This window comes from Micromonospora sp. NPDC049203 (assembly GCF_043197215.1).
Lineage (GTDB): Bacteria > Actinomycetota > Actinomycetes > Mycobacteriales > Micromonosporaceae > Micromonospora.
In genome coordinates this window covers 1-17909 of sequence record NZ_JBICSV010000006.1, presented here as the reverse complement: position 1 = coordinate 17909, position 17909 = coordinate 1, and the positions used below count along the sequence as shown (strand labels likewise).

Below are 17909 nucleotides of genomic sequence, written 5' to 3'. Positions count from 1 at the left end.
CGAGCGGGTCAGTCGTCGGCCGGCTCGGGCCGGTGGGCGACCAGCACCGGGCAGTGGGAGTGCTGCACCAGGGCCTGGCTGACCGAGCCGAGCAGCAGCCCGACGAAGCCGCCCCGGCCCCGGGAGCCGACCACCAGGAGCGCCGCCTCGCCGCTCGCCTCCCGCAGGGCGGTCTCCGGCGAGGCCGCGGTCACGGAGCGCTCGGTCACCCGCAGGCCCGGGTGCGCCGCCCGGACCCGCGCCGCCGCGTCGGCGAGCAGCCCCTCCGCCTCGGCCCGCTCGGCGGTGGACGCCTCCGCCGCCACCTCCGGCGTGACCGCGCCGCGTTCCGGCGACCGGACGTGCATCAGGACCAGCTCCGCGTCGCGTCGCTCGGCCTCGTCGGCGGCCAGCTCGATCGCGTACGCGGACGGGTCGGAGCCGTCCACGCCGACCAGCACCGGGCCGTCCACCGGGATCGGCTGCTCCTCGGGACGGACGATCAGCACCGGGCAGTGCCCGTGCTGCGCGAGCTGACCGCTGACCGAGCCGAGCAGCAGGCCGGCGAAGCCGCCGACGCCCCGGCTGCCCACCACCACCAGCTCGGCGCGGCGGGACTCCTCGACCATCGTCGCGCCCGGACCGCCCGCCACCTGGCGTACCTGCACCCGCAGGCCCGGGTGCCGCTCGGCCAGGTCGGCGGCGACCGACTCCAGCATCTTCTCCGACTCCGCGGTGGGCGCCGGCACCCCCAGGTCGTACGGGTTGAGCGGCACCCCGTAGCCGAGCGGGTGCAGGTAGCCGTGCACCAGCAGCAACGGCCGGGAACGGGCGACGGCGGTCGCGGCGGCCAGGTCGGCGGCGGCAAGGCTGGACGGCGATCCGTCCACTCCCACCACGACAGGTCGGTTCATCTGGTGCTTTCCCTCCGGTCGGCTCAGGCCATTGTGGCGGTGCCGGCCCGGCCCGGGCCGGGGAACCGGCTCAGTGGGCCCGGTTCCCCCGGTGCCGGACGACGGCGAGCGGGCTGTGGCAGTGGTGCAGCACGGCGTGGCTGACCGAGCCGAGCAGCAGCGCACCGAGGCTACCGCGCCCGTGTGCGCCGACCACCGTCAGCTGGGCGCCGACGGACTCCTCGACCAGCACCCGGGACGGGGTGGCGGCGGCGACCAGCTTCGGCCGTACCGTCACCTCCGGGTAGCGCTCGGCCCAGCCGGCGACCGCCTCGGCCAGCACCCGCTGCTCGTCGGCGCGCAGCTCCTGCGGGTCGTACGCCAGCGGCACGACGTCGCCGAACGCCTCCCGGTAGGTGACCGGCTGCGGGTACAGCCAGGTGTGCACCACCACCAGTTCGACGCCGCGCGCCGCGGCCTCGGCGAACGCGAAGCCGACCGCCTCGTCGGAGAGCGCCGAGCCGTCCACGCCGACCACCACCGGGCCGTCGGCGCGGGCCTCGCCCCGGGCCACGAGCACCGGGCAGTCCGCGCGGGCGGAGAGCTGCACCGCGGCGGAGCCGACCAGCAGTTCCGCGAAGCCGCCGAGTCCCCGGTGACCGAGCACGAGCAGCGCGGCGTCGCGGCTCTCCCGCAGCAGCACCGCGACCGGTCCGCCGTCGACCACCGCGCCGGTCACAGCCAGCTCGGCGTCGACCTTGCGGGCCTCGTCCACCGCCTCCTCGACCAGCTTCTCGGCCTCCTGACGCAGCTCGATGTCGGGCAGCACCGGGGCGACCATGCCCAGCGGCGTGCCGACGAGCGGCCAGAGGAAGGCGTTCACCACCCGCAGCGGCCGGTGCCGCAGCACCGCCTCGCGTGCGGCCAGCCGTACCGCGTCCAGCGCGGACGGGGAGCCGTCCACGCCCACCACGACGGGGGCACCGGTCCTGTCGGTCATCACGTCCTCCTTCGGTTCACCCTCAGCCTGCGCCGACGGCTCCCACCTGGGCAGAGTCGATCCGCCCGACCCGGCCGGGACCATCGGCCCCTACCGCCCGGGGCGGTGGCGGGGTGAAATGGAACCACTGCTCCCCTCCTGTCGATCCTGGAGGCGCGATGACCCCGCTGGAGATGCTCCGCGTCCATCCGTTCCTGGCCGGGCTGCCCGACGAGTGGCTGCCCCGGCTCACCGGCTACGCCCGCCCGGTGGTCTGGCACCCCGGGCACCGGCTGTTCCGCGCCGGCCAGCCGGCCGACCGGTTCTGGCTGGTCCGCGGCGGTCAGGTGGCGCTCGACTTCCCGGTGCCGGGTCGCGGTGACGTGGGCATCGAGACGATCGGGCCGGGCGGGGTGCTCGGCTGGTCGTGGCTGTTCCCGCCGTACCGCTGGCAGTTCGGCGCGGTCGCCACCCAGCGCAGCAACGCCGTCGAGCTCGACGCCGACGGGGTGCGCCGGCTGATGGAGTCCGACGACACGCTCGGCCGTCAGCTCACCAGCCGGTTCATGAGCGTGGTGGTGGACCGCCTCCAGGCGTCCCGGGTCCGGCTGCTCGACCTGTACGGCTATCCGACGTCCATGGCGGGCTGAGCCCTCGCCCGCGCGGGTGTGGCCTTGACGGTTCACTCAATTCCCGGAATGCTGTCCGTCAATGCTCCACATCTTGGGGTCACGGGGGAACCACGGCCGCGAGGGTGTTCATTCGATGTCGCTGTCCGCCGCGGCGCGCACATACGCGTCCGGCGAATGGCCGACGAATCGTGGTGAGCTGTCCCTCTGTCGGCACGCTTCTTCGTGCTCCGGTGCGCGCAAGTCGCGCTCGAAGACGAAAGGAAGCACCTTGATCAGACGAGTCATCCGGGTCGCTGTCATGTCGGCGTTGCTGTTCGCGCTGCCGCACCTCGCCTCACCGGCCGCCGCCGAGCCGGCCGGCACCTCGGCGCAACTCCTCTCCGCCTGTTACGACGGTGCGGTGACCGGCTACGTGACGGCCGGTTCGGGCAAGGCCTACCTGCCGTCCTCCACGGGCTACTACACGACTTCGAGTCGCTGTGGCGACATCAACTTCAGCAACCGGTCGTACGACAACCAGAACATCAACGCGCAGATCCGCGTCTGCTTCGTCAGCGCCGGATACTGCCAGAGCACGTGGAAGCACTACACGTCGACCACCGGCGCCTGGATGGTCATCGCCTCCAATGTCGCCGACGGCACCCGATTCCGGCTCGAATTCACTTTCGCGTCGAACACGTGGGGCTCGCACTACGGCAATCTCATCGCTTACTGACATTGGACACGGTGAATTGCTGGGAGCGCGGTGCCGGCAATTCACCGCACGGCCGACCGGGGCTCCCCGGTCGGCCGTGCGGCCCGTGCGGGCCGGTCAGGTGACAGTCAGGCCACGCTCGGCGAACTGCCCGCGTACCCGCTCCAACAGCTCCGGGGTGGGCGGCGCGGTGTCCGCCAGCGGGAAGGTGAGGCCGAGCTCGGCGTACTTGTGCGCGCCGAGGCGGTGGAACGGCAGCACCTCGACCCGCTCGACGGTGGCCAGCTCGGCGGCGAAGTCCGCCACCCCGGCCACGTTGGCCTCGCCGTCGGTGAGGCCGGGCACCAGCACGAACCGGATCCAGACCGGTACGCCCCGCTCTGCCAGCCGGCGACCGAAGCGCAACGTCGGCCCGATCCGCCCGGTGCGGGTCACCTCCCGGTAGGTGGCCGGGTCGCGGGACTTCACGTCCAGCAGCACCAGGTCGGTGGCGTCGAGCAGGGCGTCATCGGCGCGGGCGCCGAGGAAACCCGAGGTGTCCAGCGCGGTGTGCAGCCCGAGCTCCTTGCAGCGGCGCAGCACCTCGCCGGTGAACCGGGGCTGTAGCAGCGGCTCCCCGCCGCTGATGGTGACCCCGCCGCCGGCCACCGTGACGAAGCGGCGGTAGCGCCCCACCTCGGCCATCAGCTCGTCGACGGTACGGCTGCGGCCGCTGCGCCGGTACCAGGTGTCCGGGCTGTGGCAGTACCGGCAGCGCAGCGGGCAGCCGGCGAGGAACGCCACGAACCGGGTGCCGGGCCCGTCCACCCCGATCGACAGGTCCCACGAGTGCACGCTGCCGGTGAGCGCCCCGCCGGGCCCGGGCCGGACCGGCCCGGGCTGCGGCGTCGACAGCGTGTTCACAGCGACCCGTGGAAGGTCCGCGAGACGACGTCCTGCTGCTGCTCACGGGTGAGCCGGACGAAGTTCACCGCGTACCCGGAGACCCGGACGGTGAGCTGCGGGTACCGCTCCGGGTGCGCCATCGCGTCCAGCAGCGTGGCCCGGTCCAGCACGTTGACGTTGAGGTGGAACCCGCCGGCGTCGGTGTAGCCGTCGAGCACCCCGGCCAGGTTGGCGATCCGCTCGTCGCGGGTGTGGCCCAGCCCGTCCGGCGTCACCGTGCCGGTCAGCGAGATGCCGTCGCGGGCGGCGTCGTACGGCAGCTTCGCCACCGACAGCGCGGCGGCGACCAGGCCGTGGCTGTCCCGGCCGTTCATCGGGTTCGCCCCCGGCGCGAACGGCTCACCGGCGCGCCGGCCGTCCGGCGTGTTGCCGGTGTGCTTGCCGTACACCACGTTCGAGGTGATGGTGAGCACCGACATGGTCAGCTCCGCGTCGCGGTACGTGCGCTGCCGGCGCAGCTTCTCCGCGAACGTCTCGACCAGCCACACCGCGATCTCGTCCGCCCGGTCGTCGTCGTTGCCGTACGTCGGGAACTCGCCCTCGACCGCGAAGTCGACGGCCACGCCGGACTCGTCGCGCAGCACCTTGACCCGGCCGTACCGGATGGCCGACAGGCTGTCCACCGCGACCGACAGCCCCGCGATGCCGGTGGCCATGAACCGGCGCACCGGGTGGTCGTGCAGCGCCATCTCCAGCCGCTCGTAGGCGTACCTGTCGTGCTGGTGGTGGATCACGTTCAGCGCGTCCACGTACGTCTCGGCCAGCCAGTCCAGCGTCCGGTCGTACGCGGCAAGCACCTCGTCGTAGTCGAGCGTCTCGCCGCCGACCGGCGCGGCCGGCGGGGCGACCTGCGCGCCGGACAGCTCGTCCCGGCCGCCGTTGATCGCGTACAGCAGCGCCTTGGCGAGGTTCGCCCGCGCGCCGAAGAACTGCATGTCCCGCCCGACCCGCATGGCCGACACGCAGCAGGCGATCGCGGTGTCGTCGTCGTACGCGGGGCGGATCAGCTCGTCGTTCTCGTACTGGATGGCGCTGGTGTCCAGCGACACCTGGGCGCAGAACCGCTTGAACCCCTCCGGCAGGCGCGGCGACCAGAGCACCGTCAGGTTCGGCTCCGGCGCCGGGCCCAGGTTGTACAGCGTCTGGAGGTAGCGGAACGTGGTGCGGGTGACCAGCGGCCGTCCGTCCGTGCCCATGCCGCCGAGCGACTCGGTGACCCAGGTCGGGTCGCCGGAGAAGAGCTGGTCGTACTCCGGCGTGCGCAGGAAGCGGATGATCCGCAGCTTGATCACGAAGTCGTCGATCAGCTCCTGGGCGCCGCTCTCGTCCAGCCGCCCCTCGGCGATGTCCCGCCGCAGGTACGCGTCGAGGAACCCGGCGGTGCGGCCGAGCGACATCGCGGCGCCGTTCTGCTCCTTCGTGGCGGCCAGGTAGGCGAAGTAGAGCCACTGGATCGCCTGCGCGCCGGTGGCGGCCGGGCGGGAGATGTCGAAGCCGTACGCGGCGGCCATCTCCTTCAGCTCACCGAGCGCGCGGATCTGCTCCGCCAGTTCCTCCCGGTCGCGGATCACGTCGTCGGTGCTGCGCCGCCCGTCCAGCGCCGCCTTGAGCGCGCGGCGCTCCTCGACCAGCCGGTCCACGCCGTACAGCGCCACCCGGCGGTAGTCGCCGATGATCCGTCCGCGCCCGTACGCGTCGGGCAGGCCGGTGATGACGTGCGAGCGCCGGGCCGCGAGCACGCTCTCCGGGTACGCGTCGAAGACCGCGTCGTTGTGGGTGCGGCGGTACCTGGTGAAGATCTCGTGCACGCGCGGGTCCGGTTCGCGCCCGTACGCGCGCAGCGCCGTCTCCACCATCCGCAGCCCGCCGGCCGGCATGATCGCCCGCCGCAGCGGCGCGTCGGTCTGCAACCCGACGATCAGCTCCCGCTCCCGGTCGATGTAGCCGGGCGCGTGCGAGGTGATCGTCGACGGGGTGGCCGCGTCGACGTCGTACACGCCGCGCCGCCGCTCCTCGCCGAACATCTCCTTCAGCCGGTCCCACACCGCGAGGGTGCGCGGCGTCGGCCCGGTCAGGAACGACGCGTCCCCGGTGTACGGCTCGTGGTTGTGGCGGACGAAGTCGGCCACGTCTACTGTCTCCTGCCACGCTCCGGCGTGGAATCCACGCCAGGGGGCCAGGGGTTCGGTGGCGGTCATGTCGGTCCTTCCCGGGGCGTCGACTGTGGGCCCGGTCCCCGCCGGCGCGGGGACCGGGGCGGGGTTCAGGGCTGGAGCACGAGCCGGGCGGCGACCCGGCCGGCGAGGACGTCGTCCACCGCGTCGTTGATCTCGTCCAGCTTGCGGATCTCGTAGACGACCCGGGTGCGGCCGGCGGCGTGCAGCGCGAAGACCTCGGCCAGGTCGGCGCGGGTGCCGACGATCGAGCCGAGCACCGTGATGCCCTTGAGCACCGTCTCGAAGACGGGCAGGGTGATCGCGTTGTCGGCGGGCAGCGACACCAGCACCAGCCGGCCGCCGCGACGCAGCGAGCGGTGCGCCTGCTCGATCACCCGGGGGCTCGCGGCGAGCACGATCGCCACGTCCACGCCGCCCAGGGCGGTGATCCGCTCGACCGGGTCGGTGGTGGCGGCGTCGACAGTGTGGGCCGCGCCGAGCGAGGTGGCCAGTGCCAGCTTCTCGGCGGTCACGTCGACCGCCACCGTCTCGGCGCCGAAGATCTGCGCGTACTGCTGGGCGAGGTGACCCAGGCCGCCGATGCCGAAGATCGCGACCCGTTCGCCCGGCCGTACCCCGGCGACCTTGACGGCCTTGTACGTGGTGACGCCCGCGCAGGTCAGCGGCGCGGCCTCGAACGGGTCCACGCCGTCGGGCACGCGCACCGCGTACCGGGCCGAGGCGACCGCGTACTCGGCGTGCGCGCCGTCGATGCTGTAACCGGTGTTGCGCTGCGACTCGCACAGCGTCTCCCAGCCGGTCACGCAGTACGCGCAGGTCCCGCAGGCCCAGCCGAGCCAGGGCAGCGCGACCCGGTCGCCGACGGCGTGCTCGGTGACGCCGGGGCCGACCTTCTCGACCAGGCCGACGCCCTCGTGCCCGGGTACGAACGGCGGGGTGGGCTTCACCGGCCACTCGCCGCGGGCGGCGTGGATGTCGGTGTGGCAGAGTCCGCTGGCTTCGATGCGGACCAGGATCTCGCCCGGGCCGACCTCCGGCACGGGACGCTCGGTGATCTCCATCGGACGGTCGAACGCGGTGACGACACTGGCGCGCATCGGGGGCCTCCCTCTGTCTCGTTCTCCCCTCAAGCGTCGTCCGGCCGGGCGCGGCCGGGCAGGGGCGCAGGACCACGGAGACCCGGGACCAACGGCCCCTCCGGGGCCGCAACGGCGGTACGGCCGCCGGTGACGTACCGGCGGCCGTACCCCTGGGGTGCTCAGCGGTCGACGACCAGGCGGCGGGCCCGCAGCAGGCGCGCCCACCGGGGCCGGTGGTCCGGGCGCAGCCGCGGCGCCGGCACGCCGCGCAGGCTGACCCATCCGCCCGGTCCCATGGTGACGGTGCCGACCGACGGCGGGCGGCGCCGCGACCACAGCGCCACGGCGGCGGTGAGCGCGGCCACCGCGAACGCGCCGGTGGCGGCGGCGACGAGCCGGTCGGGTTCGACCACGCGCCGGTAGCGGACCCGGCCGCCGGCCGCGACGAACACGCCCACCGGGTGGCCGTCGCGGTTCACCGGCACCAGCGCGGCGTCGCCGGGCAGTTCCAGCACCGGGCCGACCGGCCCCGCCGGGGCCGGGGCCACGGCGGGCGTCGTGGTCGGCGGTGGCGCGGGCCGGGGGACCGGCGTCACAGCCGGGCCGGTCGGGTTGAAGATGGCGGTCATGGCACTGCCCTCCTAGCGGGAGTCGGACTTCTCGGTACGGGCCGCGACAGCGGCCCGCCCGGCGGCCAGCCGCGCCACCGGCACCCGGTACGGCGAGCAGGACACGTAGTCGAGCCCGGCGTCGGCGAAGAACCCGATCGAGTCCGGGTCGCCGCCGTGCTCACCGCAGACGCCGACGGTCAGCTCCGGCCGGGCCGCCCGCCCCTCGGCGACGGCGAGGCGGACCAGCCGGCCGACCCCGGCGGCGTCGATGCTCTCGAACGGCGACACCGGGAAGATCCCCCGGGCCAGGTACGCGGGGAAGAACGCGCCCTCCACGTCGTCCCGGGAGAACGCCCAGGTCATCTGCGTCAGGTCGTTGGTGCCGAAGGAGAAGAAGTGCGCCTCGGCGGCGATCTCCCCGGCGGTCAGCGCCGCCCGGGGCGTCTCGACCATGGTGCCGATCGGGATCTCCGGCGCGCCCGGCACCTCGGCCAGCACCCGCCGCGCCTCGTCCGCCACCGCGGCGAGCTCCCGCACGTCACCGACCAGCGGCACCATGATCTCCGGGCGCGGGTCACCGCCGGCCCGGACCCGCTGCGCGGCCGCCTCGGCCAGCGCCCGCACCTGCATCGCGAACAGCCCCGGCACCACCAGTCCGAGCCGCACGCCGCGCAGCCCCAGCATCGGGTTCGTCTCGTGCATCCGCCGCACCGCCGCCAGCAGCACGCCGTCGTGGCCCGGCTCCTCGCCGCGCGCCTGCGCGCCCGCCACCCGGGCGGTCAGCTCGGCCAACGGAGGCAGGAACTCGTGCAGCGGCGGGTCGAGCAGCCGGACCGTGACCGGCAGCCCGTCCATCGCGGTGAGCAGCCCGAGAAAGTCGGCGCGCTGCAACGGCAGCAGTTCGTCCAGCGCCGCGCCGACCTCGGCCGGGCCCTCGGCCAGGATGAGCCGCTCGACCAGTTCCCGGCGCTCGCCGAGGAACATGTGCTCGGTGCGGCACAGCCCGATCCCGGCGGCGCCCAGCTCGCGGGCGCGGCGGGCGTCGTCCGGGGTGTCCGCGTTGGCGCGGACGCCGAGCGTGCGCACCGCGTCGGCGTGCCCGAGCAGCCGGTGCACGGCGGCGACCAGCGGGTCGGCCTCCGGCCGCAGCTCACCGGTCAGGTAGCGGGCCACCGGGGACGGCTGCACCGGCACCTCGCCGAGCCAGATCCGCCCGCTGGTGCCGTCGATCGAGATCACGTCGCCGGCCCGCACCACCCGCTCGCCGACAGTGAACTCGCCGCGCTCGACGTCGATGCCCAGGGCCTCGGCCCCGCAGACGCAGGTGCGGCCCATGCCCCGCGCCACCACGGCGGCGTGCGAGGTCTTGCCGCCGCGCGAGGTGAGCACCCCGGTCGCGGCGATCATGCCGGGCAGGTCGTCCGGGTTCGTCTCCGGCCGGACGAGGATCACCGGTCCGTCGGCCGCAGCCGCGGCGGCGGAGTCGAACACCACCCGCCCGACGGCCGCGCCGGGCGAGGCGCCGACGCCGACCGCGAGCGGCTCGGGCGCGCCGGCCGTGTCGAAGGCCGGGAACATCAGCTGGGCGAGCTGCGCCCCGGTGACCCGGGTCAGCGCCTCGTCGGCGGTGATCAGCCCCTCCTCGGCCAGTTGCGCGGCGATCACGAACGCGGCCGCCGCGGTGCGCTTGCCGACCCGGGTCTGCAGCATCCACAGCCGGCCGCGCTCGATGGTGAACTCGACGTCGCACAGGTCGCGGTAGTGCCGCTCCAGAGTCGTCATGATCTCCCGCAGCCGGTGGAAGCTCGCCGGGTCCAGCCGTTCCAGCTCGGTCAGCGGCACCGTGTTGCGGATGCCCGCCACCACGTCCTCGCCCTGCGCGTCGGTCAGGTAGTCGCCGTACACGCCGGGGGCGCCGGTGGCCGGGTCACGGGTGAACGCGACACCGGTGCCGGAGTCGGAGCCGAGGTTGCCGAACACCATCGCCATCACGTTGACGGCGGTGCCCAGGTCATCCGGGATGCGCTCCTGCCGCCGGTAGATCCGGGCCCGCTCCGAGTGCCAGGACTCGAACACCGCGCGCACGGCCAGGAACAGCTGCTCGTGCGGGGCCTGCGGGAAGTCGTGCCCGACGTGCCGAAGGAAGATCTTCTTGTACGTCTCGACCAGGTCGTGCAACTGCCCCGCGCTCGGCCCGTCCGGCCCGGCGGTGGCCCGCAGCGCGGCCAGCTCGTGCTCGAACTCCTCGACCGGGATGCCGTGCACGGTGCGGCCGAACATCTGGATCAGCCGCCGGTACGAGTCCCAGGCGAACCGCTCGTCGCCGGTGCGCTCGGCCAGCCCGACGACTGTGGTGTCGTTGAGCCCGATGTCGAGGATCGTCTCCATCATCCCCGGCATCGAGTACCGGCCGCCGGAGCGCACCGCCAGCAGCAGCGGGTCACGCGGGTCGCCCAGCCACCGGTCCAGCCGCGCCTCCACCTCCCGCAGATGCGCGTTCATCTCCTCGTACAGGCCCGCCGGCGGCGCCCCGGTGGCCAGGTACGCCCGGCAGGCGTCGGTGGTGACGGTGAACCCGGGCGGCACCGGCAACCCGAGCCGGGTCATCTCGGCGAGGTTGGCGCCCTTGCCGCCGAGCAGGTCGGCCCGGCTGCGGTCACCTTCGATGAAGTCGTAGACGTACTTCGACATGATCCGGCCTCCTCGACTGCGTCGTTACACCTCCTTGGTAACCGGGCCGCCCGGCCGGACGTCAGGGCCGGACGGGACACACACCGGGCCGGAGGTCCCGACCGTGTCGGTGGGTCCACGTATCGTTCCGGCCGTGACCGACCACCTGCTGCTCCGCCCGGTGCGCGACGACGACCTGCCCGCCTTCTTCGCTCACGAGCAGGACCCGCAGGCGAACTGGATGGCCGCGTTCGGCCCGCAGGACCCGTCCGACCGGGCCGCGTTCGAGGCGCACTGGGCGCGCATCCGCGCCGACGAGCGCATCGTGAACCGGGCCGTCACCGTCGACGGAGAGCTGGTCGGGCGGGTGGCGGCGTTCCCAGTCGGCGAGCAGACCGAGGTCAGCTACTGGATCGACGCGGCGCACTGGGGGCGCGGCCACGCCACCGCCGCGCTGCGCGCGCTGCTGCGCGAGGTGCCGCGCCGGCCGCTGCGCGCCCGCGCCGCGAAGGACAACGCCGCCTCGCTCGCGGTGCTGCGTAAGTGCGGCTTCGTCGTGGTCGGCGAGGACTCGGGGTACGCCCCGGCGCGCGGCGCCGAGGTCGAGGAGTACGTGCTGGAACTGCCCGCCGAGGGGTCTGACCAGGCAGGCGGCTAGTCTCCCCGGGTGAACTGGCTGGAACTCGTCGGCTGGGCCGGCTCCGCGCTGCTGGTCTGGTCCCTGCTGCAGACCCGGATCCTGCGGCTGCGCGCGCTCAACCTGGTCGGCTGCCTCATCCTGATCGGCTACAACGCCGCCGTGCAGGTCTGGCCGATGGTGGGGCTGAACGTCGTGCTCACCGTGATCAACGTCTGGTACCTGCGCAAGCTGCTGGCCACCCGGCACGACGAGCAGACCTACCAGGTGGTCGAGGTGGGCACCGCTGACGCGTTCCTGGCGCACACGCTGCGGGTGCACGCCGCCGACATCGCCCGGTTCAACCCGGGCTTCCGCTGGGACCCGGCCGCCGACGACCGCTCGGCGTTCCTGGTGGTACGCGCCGACGAGGTGGTCGGCGTGATGCTCTCGCACGCCGAACCGGGCGGCGTGGCCCAGATCGACCTGGACTACGTGACCCCGCCGTTCCGCGACTTCACCCCGGGGGAGTTCGTCTACCGGCGCAGCCGGCTGTTCACCGACCGGGGCTTCCGCCGGGTGGTCAGCCCGCCCGGCATGATCGCCCCGTACTACCACCGGCTCGGGTTCCGCCCGGAGGGCGGCGCGTACGTGCTCGACCTGCCGGTCCCCGCCACGCGGGGGTGAATCGCGGCGCTCCCGCCCGGCGCTCAGTGATCGCACAGGATTCAGGCGCGGGCCCGCGGGGCAACAGAGGGCCACGCCGACCGGATCTGCCGGCCGGCGGGTCGGCCGTCGGCCGACCCGGATCGGGCCGAGGGAGATAACCGGTCGTGCAGAGCTACTGGAGCCAGCTTGCCCTGGTCGGTGTGCTGGTGATCCTCAACGCGGTGTTCGCCGGCAGCGAGATGGCGCTGGTGTCCCTGCGCGACAGCCAGGTGCAGCGGCTGGAGCGCAGCAGCCGCGGCGGACGGACCCTCGCCCGTCTCGCGAAGGACCCGAACCGGTTCCTGGCCACCATCCAGATCGGCATCACACTCGCCGGGTTCCTGGCCTCCGCCGCCGCCGCGGTGTCGCTGGCCCGGCCGCTCGTCCCGCTGCTGGGCGTCTTCGGCAACGCCGCCGAGACCGTCGCCATCGTCGCTGTCACGCTGGTGCTCACGTTCGTCACGCTCGTCTTCGGCGAGCTGGCCCCGAAGCGGATCGCCATGCAGTCGGCCGAGCGGTGGGCGCTGCTGGTGGCCCGCCCGCTGGACGTGCTCTCCAGCGTCACCCGGCCCGCCGTCTGGCTGCTGGGCGCGACCACCGACCTGGTGGTACGCCTGTTCGGCCTGGACCCGAAGGCCGAGCCGGACGAGATCGGCCCGGACGAGCTGCGCGACATCGTGGTCGGCAACCACGGCTTCACCAAGGAACAGCGCATGATCATCGCCGGTGCGGTGGAGATCGCCGACCGGCAGCTGCGGGCGGTGCTCGTACCCCGGTTGCAGGTCTTCACGCTCGACAGCGGCACCACCGCGGAGGCCGCCCGGCTCGTCCTGGCGGCGACCGGCCACTCCCGGGCGCCGGTGGTCCGCCACGGCGGCCTGGACGAGGCGGTGGGCGTCATCCACCTGCGGGACCTGGTCGGCGTCTCCGACGACCGGCCGGTCGACGAGATCGCCCGCCCGCCGATGCTGCTGCCCGACTCGCTGCCGGTGGTCGACGCGCTGCGCCAGTTCAAGGCCGAGCGGCAGCACATCGCGCTGGTGGTCGACGAGCGCGGCGCGGTCGACGGGATCGTGACGCTGGAGGACATCCTGGAGGAGATCGTCGGCGAGATCTACGACGAGACCGACCGGGACCTGCGCGCCGTGCGCACCGAGGCCGACGGCACGCTCGTGCTGCCCGGCACGTTCCCGGTGCACGACCTGACCGACCTCGGGGTGGAGCTGCCGAACCGGCCCGCGGGCGACTACACCACTGTCGCCGGGCTGGTGCTGATCTGCCTCGGGCACATCCCGACGGTGGCGGGGGAGCAGGTCACCGTGGACGGCTGGGAGTTGTCGGTGGCCGGCGTCGACCAGCGGGCGATCACCGAGGTGCACGTCCGCCGCCGCAGCCGCGGCGAGGACTCGGCGGACGACGACACCACGGGCGACGCGGCCGACCCGGCCGACGCCCCCGAACTCGACGACGCCCGTCGCTGACCGGCGCCGGTCGCGGGCTGCCCGGCGCGCCGCCGCCCGGGGCCTCAGCGGCCTCCGGCCGGCGGGCCGAACGGGAAACCGGGCACCGGCGGCAGCAGCTGCACCGCGTCGGCGGGCAGTTGACGGGTGCTCCGCCCGACCAGCCGGGCCGTCACCCGCAGCAGCCACGGCCCGGACGGATGCAGCTCGGGGCCGATCAGCCGGCTGATCACCCGGGTCCACCAGTGCCCGGCGACTATCACGTCGGTGATCCGCAGCCGGTCCGGCGGCCACCCGCCGCGCACCACCACGTCCACCACCCGGCCCAGCCGCCGCCCGTGCAGGTCGTACGCGGTGCGGCCGAGCAGCTCACCCGCTCGCACGGCCGGACCCCGGGATCCGCTCGATCAGGTGCCGGCGCAGCCACGCCTCCACCGGCGACGGCGGCAGGTCCGCCGCCGGGCAGCGCAGCCGCACCGCGCTGTCCACGCGGGCGACCTGCGACAGCGGTACGCGCAACGGCGGTACCGGCGGGTCGTCGGTGAACCGGTCCGCCACCGCCACCAGCAGCCGCCCGATCCGGCCGCCGATCCGCTCCCCGAGCGCGCCCTGCCCGGTGAGCAGGCAGTCCACGTACGGGACGCCGTCGTCGTCGATCGCGAACGCGATGTCGTCGACCCGTCCGACCAGCAGCCCGTCCACGTCGACGATCTGCCGGTCGAGCAGCCGCTTGGCGAGCTGAACCCTCATGGCCCCATCCCCGTCATGATCGCCAGTGGGATCGCGGCCACCGAGGCCGCGACGATGAGCAGCAGGAACACCGCGCCGAGCAGGTTCGTCCACCGCCCGTTGACCCGGTCGCCGAGATACCCGCGGTCGTTGGCGACCACGAGGATCGGCAGGTACGTCAGCGGCAGCACCACCGCGCTGAGCACCAGCATGTACTCGGTCAGCCGCACCGGGTCCACCGTCGTCATCAGCATCACCACGCCGAGCAGCAGCCCGACCAGCAGCACGCTGTGGAACCGGGCCGCCTCCCGGGGGCGGACCCGCTTGCCCCACTGCCACCCGAAGTACTGCGCCGCCGCGTACGCCGCCGACAGCCCGGTCTCCAGCGCCGCGCCGAACGTCACCGCGAAGAACGCCAGCACCGCGGCGGCCAGGCCGGCCCCACCGAGCGCCGTCGCCACCGGCCGCGCCACCTCGTCGAGCGTGCTCAGCGACGCCCCGGACGGGTGATAGGCCACCGTCGCCACGGCGACCAGCGACAACGCCAGGAACCCGCCCACCGGGAAGCCGATCAGCACGTTCGAACGGGCCCGCGCCAGGTCCGCCGCGCCCCACCGCTCCTCGACGCCGCCGGAGGAGAAGAAGAACACCTCGTACGGGCTGACCGTGGAGGCGAACAGCGCCACCGCCACGAACCAGTAGAGCGGCCAGCCGTGCCCGGACGCGCTGACCTGCCACGCGCCCCGGCCGAGTTCCGGCCAGTCGGTCGGCAGCGCCACCAGCGCGACAGCGAACACCAGCAGTGCCAGCCCGGCCAGGCCGAAGATCCGTTCCATCAGCTCGAACCGCAGCCGCCACAGCACCAGCCAGACCGCCAGCGCGGCGAGCGGCACCCAGAACAGGTGGCTGAGCCGGGTCGCCAGTTGCAGCGCCAGCGCCACACCGCCCAGCTCCGCGGCGAGCGTGACCACCGTGACCAGCCACGACGCGACCAGGTTGAGCAGCGCCACACGCGGACCGAGCCGCTCCCGGACCAGATCGAACACCGCCCGCCCGCTCACCGCCGCGATGCGTCCGGCCATCTCCGCGTACGCGCAGATGCCGACCACCCCGGCCAGCAGCACCCAGGTGTGGGCCATGCCGAACAGCGCGCCGGCCTGACTGGCCGCCACCAGGTCGCCGATGTCGACGAAGCCGCCGACGGCGGACAGGACGCCGAGCGTGGCGGCGAACAGCTTCCTCACGTCGGGCCGGGAGCGGACGTCCTCACCGAGGCGACGATATCGGCGTTACTGCGCCTTTTGGGCCGAAACAGCCAGCCGGGTCAGGCGGCGGTGAGGTTCTGCAGCCGTACCTGGCCGCGCGCCACCAGCCGGCCGTCGGCGTCGGCGATCTCCACCAGCCAGAGTTGCTGGCTGCGGCCCCGGTGCACGGGCGTGCCGACAGCCGTCAGCTCGCCGTCGCGCACCGCGCGCAGGAAGTCCGTCTGGTTCGACACCCCGACCACGTTGCCCTTGTCGCCCAGCCAGAGCGCGCCGCCGATGCTGGCCGCCGTCTCCACCACCGAGCAGTAGACGCCGCCGTGCTGGATCCCGTACGGCTGGTGCAGCTCCGGGCGTACCTTCCAGCGGATCACCACCCGGTCCCCGCTGACCTCGTCGAACGTCAGGCCCAGCAGGGCCACGAAGCCACCGGTCAGGTTCGGCATGTCCACCGCTGTTCCTCCTCGCGTTCGACGGCGCCGCCAGCCTAGTCGGCCGCACCTCGGCAAACCCGGTACGGGCCGGTCCCGGTAATGGGGGAGAATCGGTGACCGTGACCGACAGCAACCTCCCGCCGGGGCGGGACTCCCTGACCGACGACCTGCTGTGGCGGGGCCTGATCCAGGACTCGACCGGCCTCGACGAACTGCGCGAGCTGCTCGACGGCGGGAGCACCACCTTCTACGTGGGCTTCGACCCCACCGCGCCGAGCCTGCACATCGGCAACCTGATGCAGGTCGTGATGGCCCGCCGGCTCCAGCAGGCCGGGCACCGTCCGCTGCTGCTCGTCGGTGGCGCCACCGGGCAGATCGGCGACCCGAAGGAGAGCGCCGAGCGGACGCTGAACCCGCCCGAGGTGATCGCCGGCTGGGTCGAGCGCATCCGCGAGCAGCTCTCGCCGTTCGTCACGTACACCGGGGAGAACGCGGCGCAACTGGTGAACAACCTGGACTGGACCGGCGAGATGTCGGTGGTGGAGTTCCTCCGGGACGTCGGCAAGCACTTCCCGGTCAACAAGATGCTCGCCCGCGAGGTGGTGAAGGCGCGGCTGGAGACCGGCATCAGCTACACCGAGTTCAGCTACCAGCTCCTGCAGGCCAACGACTACTTCGAGCTGCACCGCCGGCACGGCTGCCGGCTGCAGTACGGCGGCTCCGACCAGTGGGGCAACATCACCGCCGGGGTGGACTACGTCCGGCGGCGCGGCGCCGGTCCGGTGGAGGCGTTCACCACGCCGCTGGTGACGAAGGCCGACGGCACCAAGTTCGGCAAGAGCGAGACCGGCACGGTCTGGCTCGACCCGCAGATGACCAGCCCGTACGCGTTCTACCAGTTCTGGGTCAACGCCGACGACCGGGACGTCAGCCGCTACCTGCGGTACTTCAGCTTCCGCTCCCGCGAGGAGCTGGAGGAGCTGGAGAAGGCCACTGCGGAACGGCCGCAGGCGCGCCTGGCCCAGCGGGCGCTCGCCGAGGAACTGACCACGCTCGTGCACGGCGAGCGGGAGATGGCCCAGGCGGTGGCCGCGAGCCAGGCGCTGTTCGGGCGCGGCTCGCTCGACGAACTGGCGCCGGAGACGCTGCGCGCCGCGCTGACCGAGGCCGGCCTGGTGCACCTCGACGAGCTGCCGGACGTGGCAGGCCTGCTCAAGGAGTCGGGCCTGGTGCCGAGCATGAAGGAGGCACGGCGGGTGATCGCCGAGGGCGGCGCGTACGTCAACAACACCCGGATCGCCGAGGTGGACGCCACCGTCTCCGCGGACGACCTGCTGCACGGCCGGTACCTCGTGCTGCGCCGGGGCAAGCGCTCCTTCGCGGGTGTTGAGCTGCGCAAATAGTCGCCCCTCCATTGTGTGACGCGGGACGCGCCCAGCGGATTTGACGATCACTCCGCTGGGCGCGTAACTTTCTCTCTGCCAGCGCGGAACGGACGAAACAGGGCGAAAGACCTGATAGGCCGGAGCGCAGGACCTGAGAACCGGGTGGTGCCCCGGATTCGCCGGGAGGCGGATTTGGCGAGGCGGAACCGACCGGGTAAGGTTGTCGGCTGGTAGGGAAACGGACGAGCCAGCGGGAAACCGCGGGCGGCCGGCCTACCGAATTCCTCGGAACGACCGGCGGAAGCCGGTTGAATCGGGGTGCCCGGTAAAAGGGTGTGACGCACGACAAACCGGTTGACACCGGTTTGACACGGCAGAAACCACCGGGTAACGTAGTAAAAGTGCCCGGCGCGAGAGCGGCGGGTGTTTGAACGAGATGCCCCGGCTGGGGGTTCCGCTGATGCGGGGCCTTGTGGTTGGTGTGTGGTTGTTCTTTGAGAACTCAACAGGGTGCTTGTAAAGCCAGTGCCAATTGTTTTATACCCCGGACTGGTCAGGTTTTTGTCTGGCTGGTTGGGATTCCTTTGGCAACACTTTTGTTGTCAGGATGCTGTTCGACAAGTTTTTGTTGGAGAGTTTGATCCTGGCTCAGGACG

17 protein-coding genes are annotated in these 17909 nt (G+C 73.1%); 6 read left to right on the top strand and 11 right to left on the bottom strand.

Translation table 11 applies throughout. The features are described from left to right. Window positions 1-8: 8 nt before the first annotated feature. Together ACGFIA_RS17710 and ACGFIA_RS17705 are read right to left on the bottom strand one after the other, a co-directional pair. On the bottom strand, window positions 9-893 hold the full coding sequence (locus tag ACGFIA_RS17710; protein WP_357477820.1) for a universal stress protein: 885 nt from the start codon (window positions 891-893) through the stop codon (window positions 9-11). Between the two features lie 70 nt (window positions 894-963). Further along, the gene (locus tag ACGFIA_RS17705) at window positions 964-1872 is read right to left on the bottom strand and encodes a universal stress protein (RefSeq protein WP_357477823.1); all 909 of its coding nucleotides are present in this window, start codon (window positions 1870-1872) and stop codon (window positions 964-966) included. Between the two features lie 158 nt (window positions 1873-2030). Between ACGFIA_RS17705 and ACGFIA_RS17700 the strand changes: the two genes are divergently transcribed. Together ACGFIA_RS17700 and ACGFIA_RS17695 are read left to right on the top strand one after the other, a co-directional pair. Then, on the top strand, window positions 2031-2501 hold the full coding sequence (locus tag ACGFIA_RS17700) for a cyclic nucleotide-binding domain-containing protein (protein WP_357386410.1): 471 nt from the start codon (window positions 2031-2033) through the stop codon (window positions 2499-2501). A 115-nt stretch (window positions 2502-2616) separates the two neighbouring features. Further along, window positions 2617-3198, top strand: a complete 582-nt coding sequence (locus tag ACGFIA_RS17695) for a hypothetical protein (RefSeq protein WP_357386409.1) — start codon at window positions 2617-2619, stop codon at window positions 3196-3198. A gap of 96 nt (window positions 3199-3294) precedes the next feature. On the opposite strand, the gene pflA is transcribed toward ACGFIA_RS17695, so the two are convergent. The 5 genes from pflA to ppdK all read right to left on the bottom strand — a co-directional run bounded on the left by pflA (window position 3295) and on the right by ppdK (window position 10680). Beyond that, window positions 3295-4071 (bottom strand): pyruvate formate-lyase-activating protein, encoded by a 777-nt coding sequence (pflA, locus tag ACGFIA_RS17690; protein ID WP_357386582.1) that lies wholly within the window; start codon window positions 4069-4071, stop codon window positions 3295-3297. Window positions 4072-4076: 5 nt separating this feature from the next. Further along, window positions 4077-6320: a formate C-acetyltransferase gene (pflB, locus tag ACGFIA_RS17685; RefSeq protein ID WP_357469110.1), complete on the bottom strand. Its 2244-nt coding sequence runs from the start codon at window positions 6318-6320 to the stop codon at window positions 4077-4079. A 65-nt stretch (window positions 6321-6385) separates the two neighbouring features. Then, entirely contained in the window at window positions 6386-7396 is a 1011-nt protein-coding gene (gene adhP / locus ACGFIA_RS17680) for an alcohol dehydrogenase AdhP (RefSeq protein ID WP_357469105.1), read from the bottom strand. Window positions 7397-7557: 161 nt separating this feature from the next. After that, complete coding sequence (locus ACGFIA_RS17675) at window positions 7558-8007, bottom strand: hypothetical protein (protein ID WP_393260936.1); 450 nt, start codon at window positions 8005-8007, stop codon at window positions 7558-7560. Between the two features lie 12 nt (window positions 8008-8019). After that, window positions 8020-10680 (bottom strand): pyruvate, phosphate dikinase, encoded by a 2661-nt coding sequence (gene ppdK, locus ACGFIA_RS17670; RefSeq protein ID WP_393260933.1) that lies wholly within the window; start codon window positions 10678-10680, stop codon window positions 8020-8022. A gap of 133 nt (window positions 10681-10813) precedes the next feature. Between ppdK and ACGFIA_RS17665 the strand changes: the two genes are divergently transcribed. The 3 genes from ACGFIA_RS17665 to ACGFIA_RS17655 all read left to right on the top strand — a co-directional run bounded on the left by ACGFIA_RS17665 (window position 10814) and on the right by ACGFIA_RS17655 (window position 13464). After that, window positions 10814-11317 carry a GNAT family N-acetyltransferase gene (locus ACGFIA_RS17665; protein ID WP_357386399.1) on the top strand — a complete coding sequence of 168 codons (504 nt, stop codon included), beginning with the start codon at window positions 10814-10816 and terminating at the stop codon, window positions 11315-11317. Between the two features lie 9 nt (window positions 11318-11326). After that, on the top strand, window positions 11327-11962 hold the full coding sequence (locus ACGFIA_RS17660) for a hypothetical protein (RefSeq protein ID WP_357386397.1): 636 nt from the start codon (window positions 11327-11329) through the stop codon (window positions 11960-11962). A 146-nt stretch (window positions 11963-12108) separates the two neighbouring features. After that, entirely contained in the window at window positions 12109-13464 is a 1356-nt protein-coding gene (locus ACGFIA_RS17655; RefSeq protein ID WP_393260929.1) for a hemolysin family protein, read from the top strand. 44 nt (window positions 13465-13508) lie between these two features. Here the strand turns inward: ACGFIA_RS17655 and ACGFIA_RS17650 are convergent, their stop codons facing one another. The 4 genes from ACGFIA_RS17650 to ACGFIA_RS17635 form a co-directional block, all read right to left on the bottom strand. Further along, window positions 13509-13826, bottom strand: coding sequence for a PRC-barrel domain containing protein (locus ACGFIA_RS17650; RefSeq protein ID WP_357386394.1), 318 nt, complete (start codon window positions 13824-13826; stop codon window positions 13509-13511). Next, the gene (locus tag ACGFIA_RS17645) at window positions 13813-14193 is read right to left on the bottom strand and encodes a hypothetical protein (protein WP_357386392.1); all 381 of its coding nucleotides are present in this window, start codon (window positions 14191-14193) and stop codon (window positions 13813-13815) included. Before ACGFIA_RS17645 ends, ACGFIA_RS17650 begins: the two co-directional genes overlap by 14 nt. Next, window positions 14190-15416, bottom strand: coding sequence for a divalent metal cation transporter (locus tag ACGFIA_RS17640; RefSeq protein WP_357469093.1), 1227 nt, complete (start codon window positions 15414-15416; stop codon window positions 14190-14192). The genes ACGFIA_RS17645 and ACGFIA_RS17640 overlap by 4 nt, the downstream gene beginning before the upstream one ends. Window positions 15417-15496: 80 nt before the next feature. Then, on the bottom strand, window positions 15497-15880 hold the full coding sequence (locus ACGFIA_RS17635; RefSeq protein WP_393261268.1) for a PaaI family thioesterase: 384 nt from the start codon (window positions 15878-15880) through the stop codon (window positions 15497-15499). A 107-nt stretch (window positions 15881-15987) separates the two neighbouring features. On the opposite strand from ACGFIA_RS17635, the gene tyrS reads away from it, so the two are divergent. Then, the gene (tyrS, locus tag ACGFIA_RS17630) at window positions 15988-17271 is read left to right on the top strand and encodes a tyrosine--tRNA ligase (RefSeq protein WP_357386579.1); all 1284 of its coding nucleotides are present in this window, start codon (window positions 15988-15990) and stop codon (window positions 17269-17271) included. The last annotated feature ends 638 nt before the right edge of the window (window positions 17272-17909 follow it).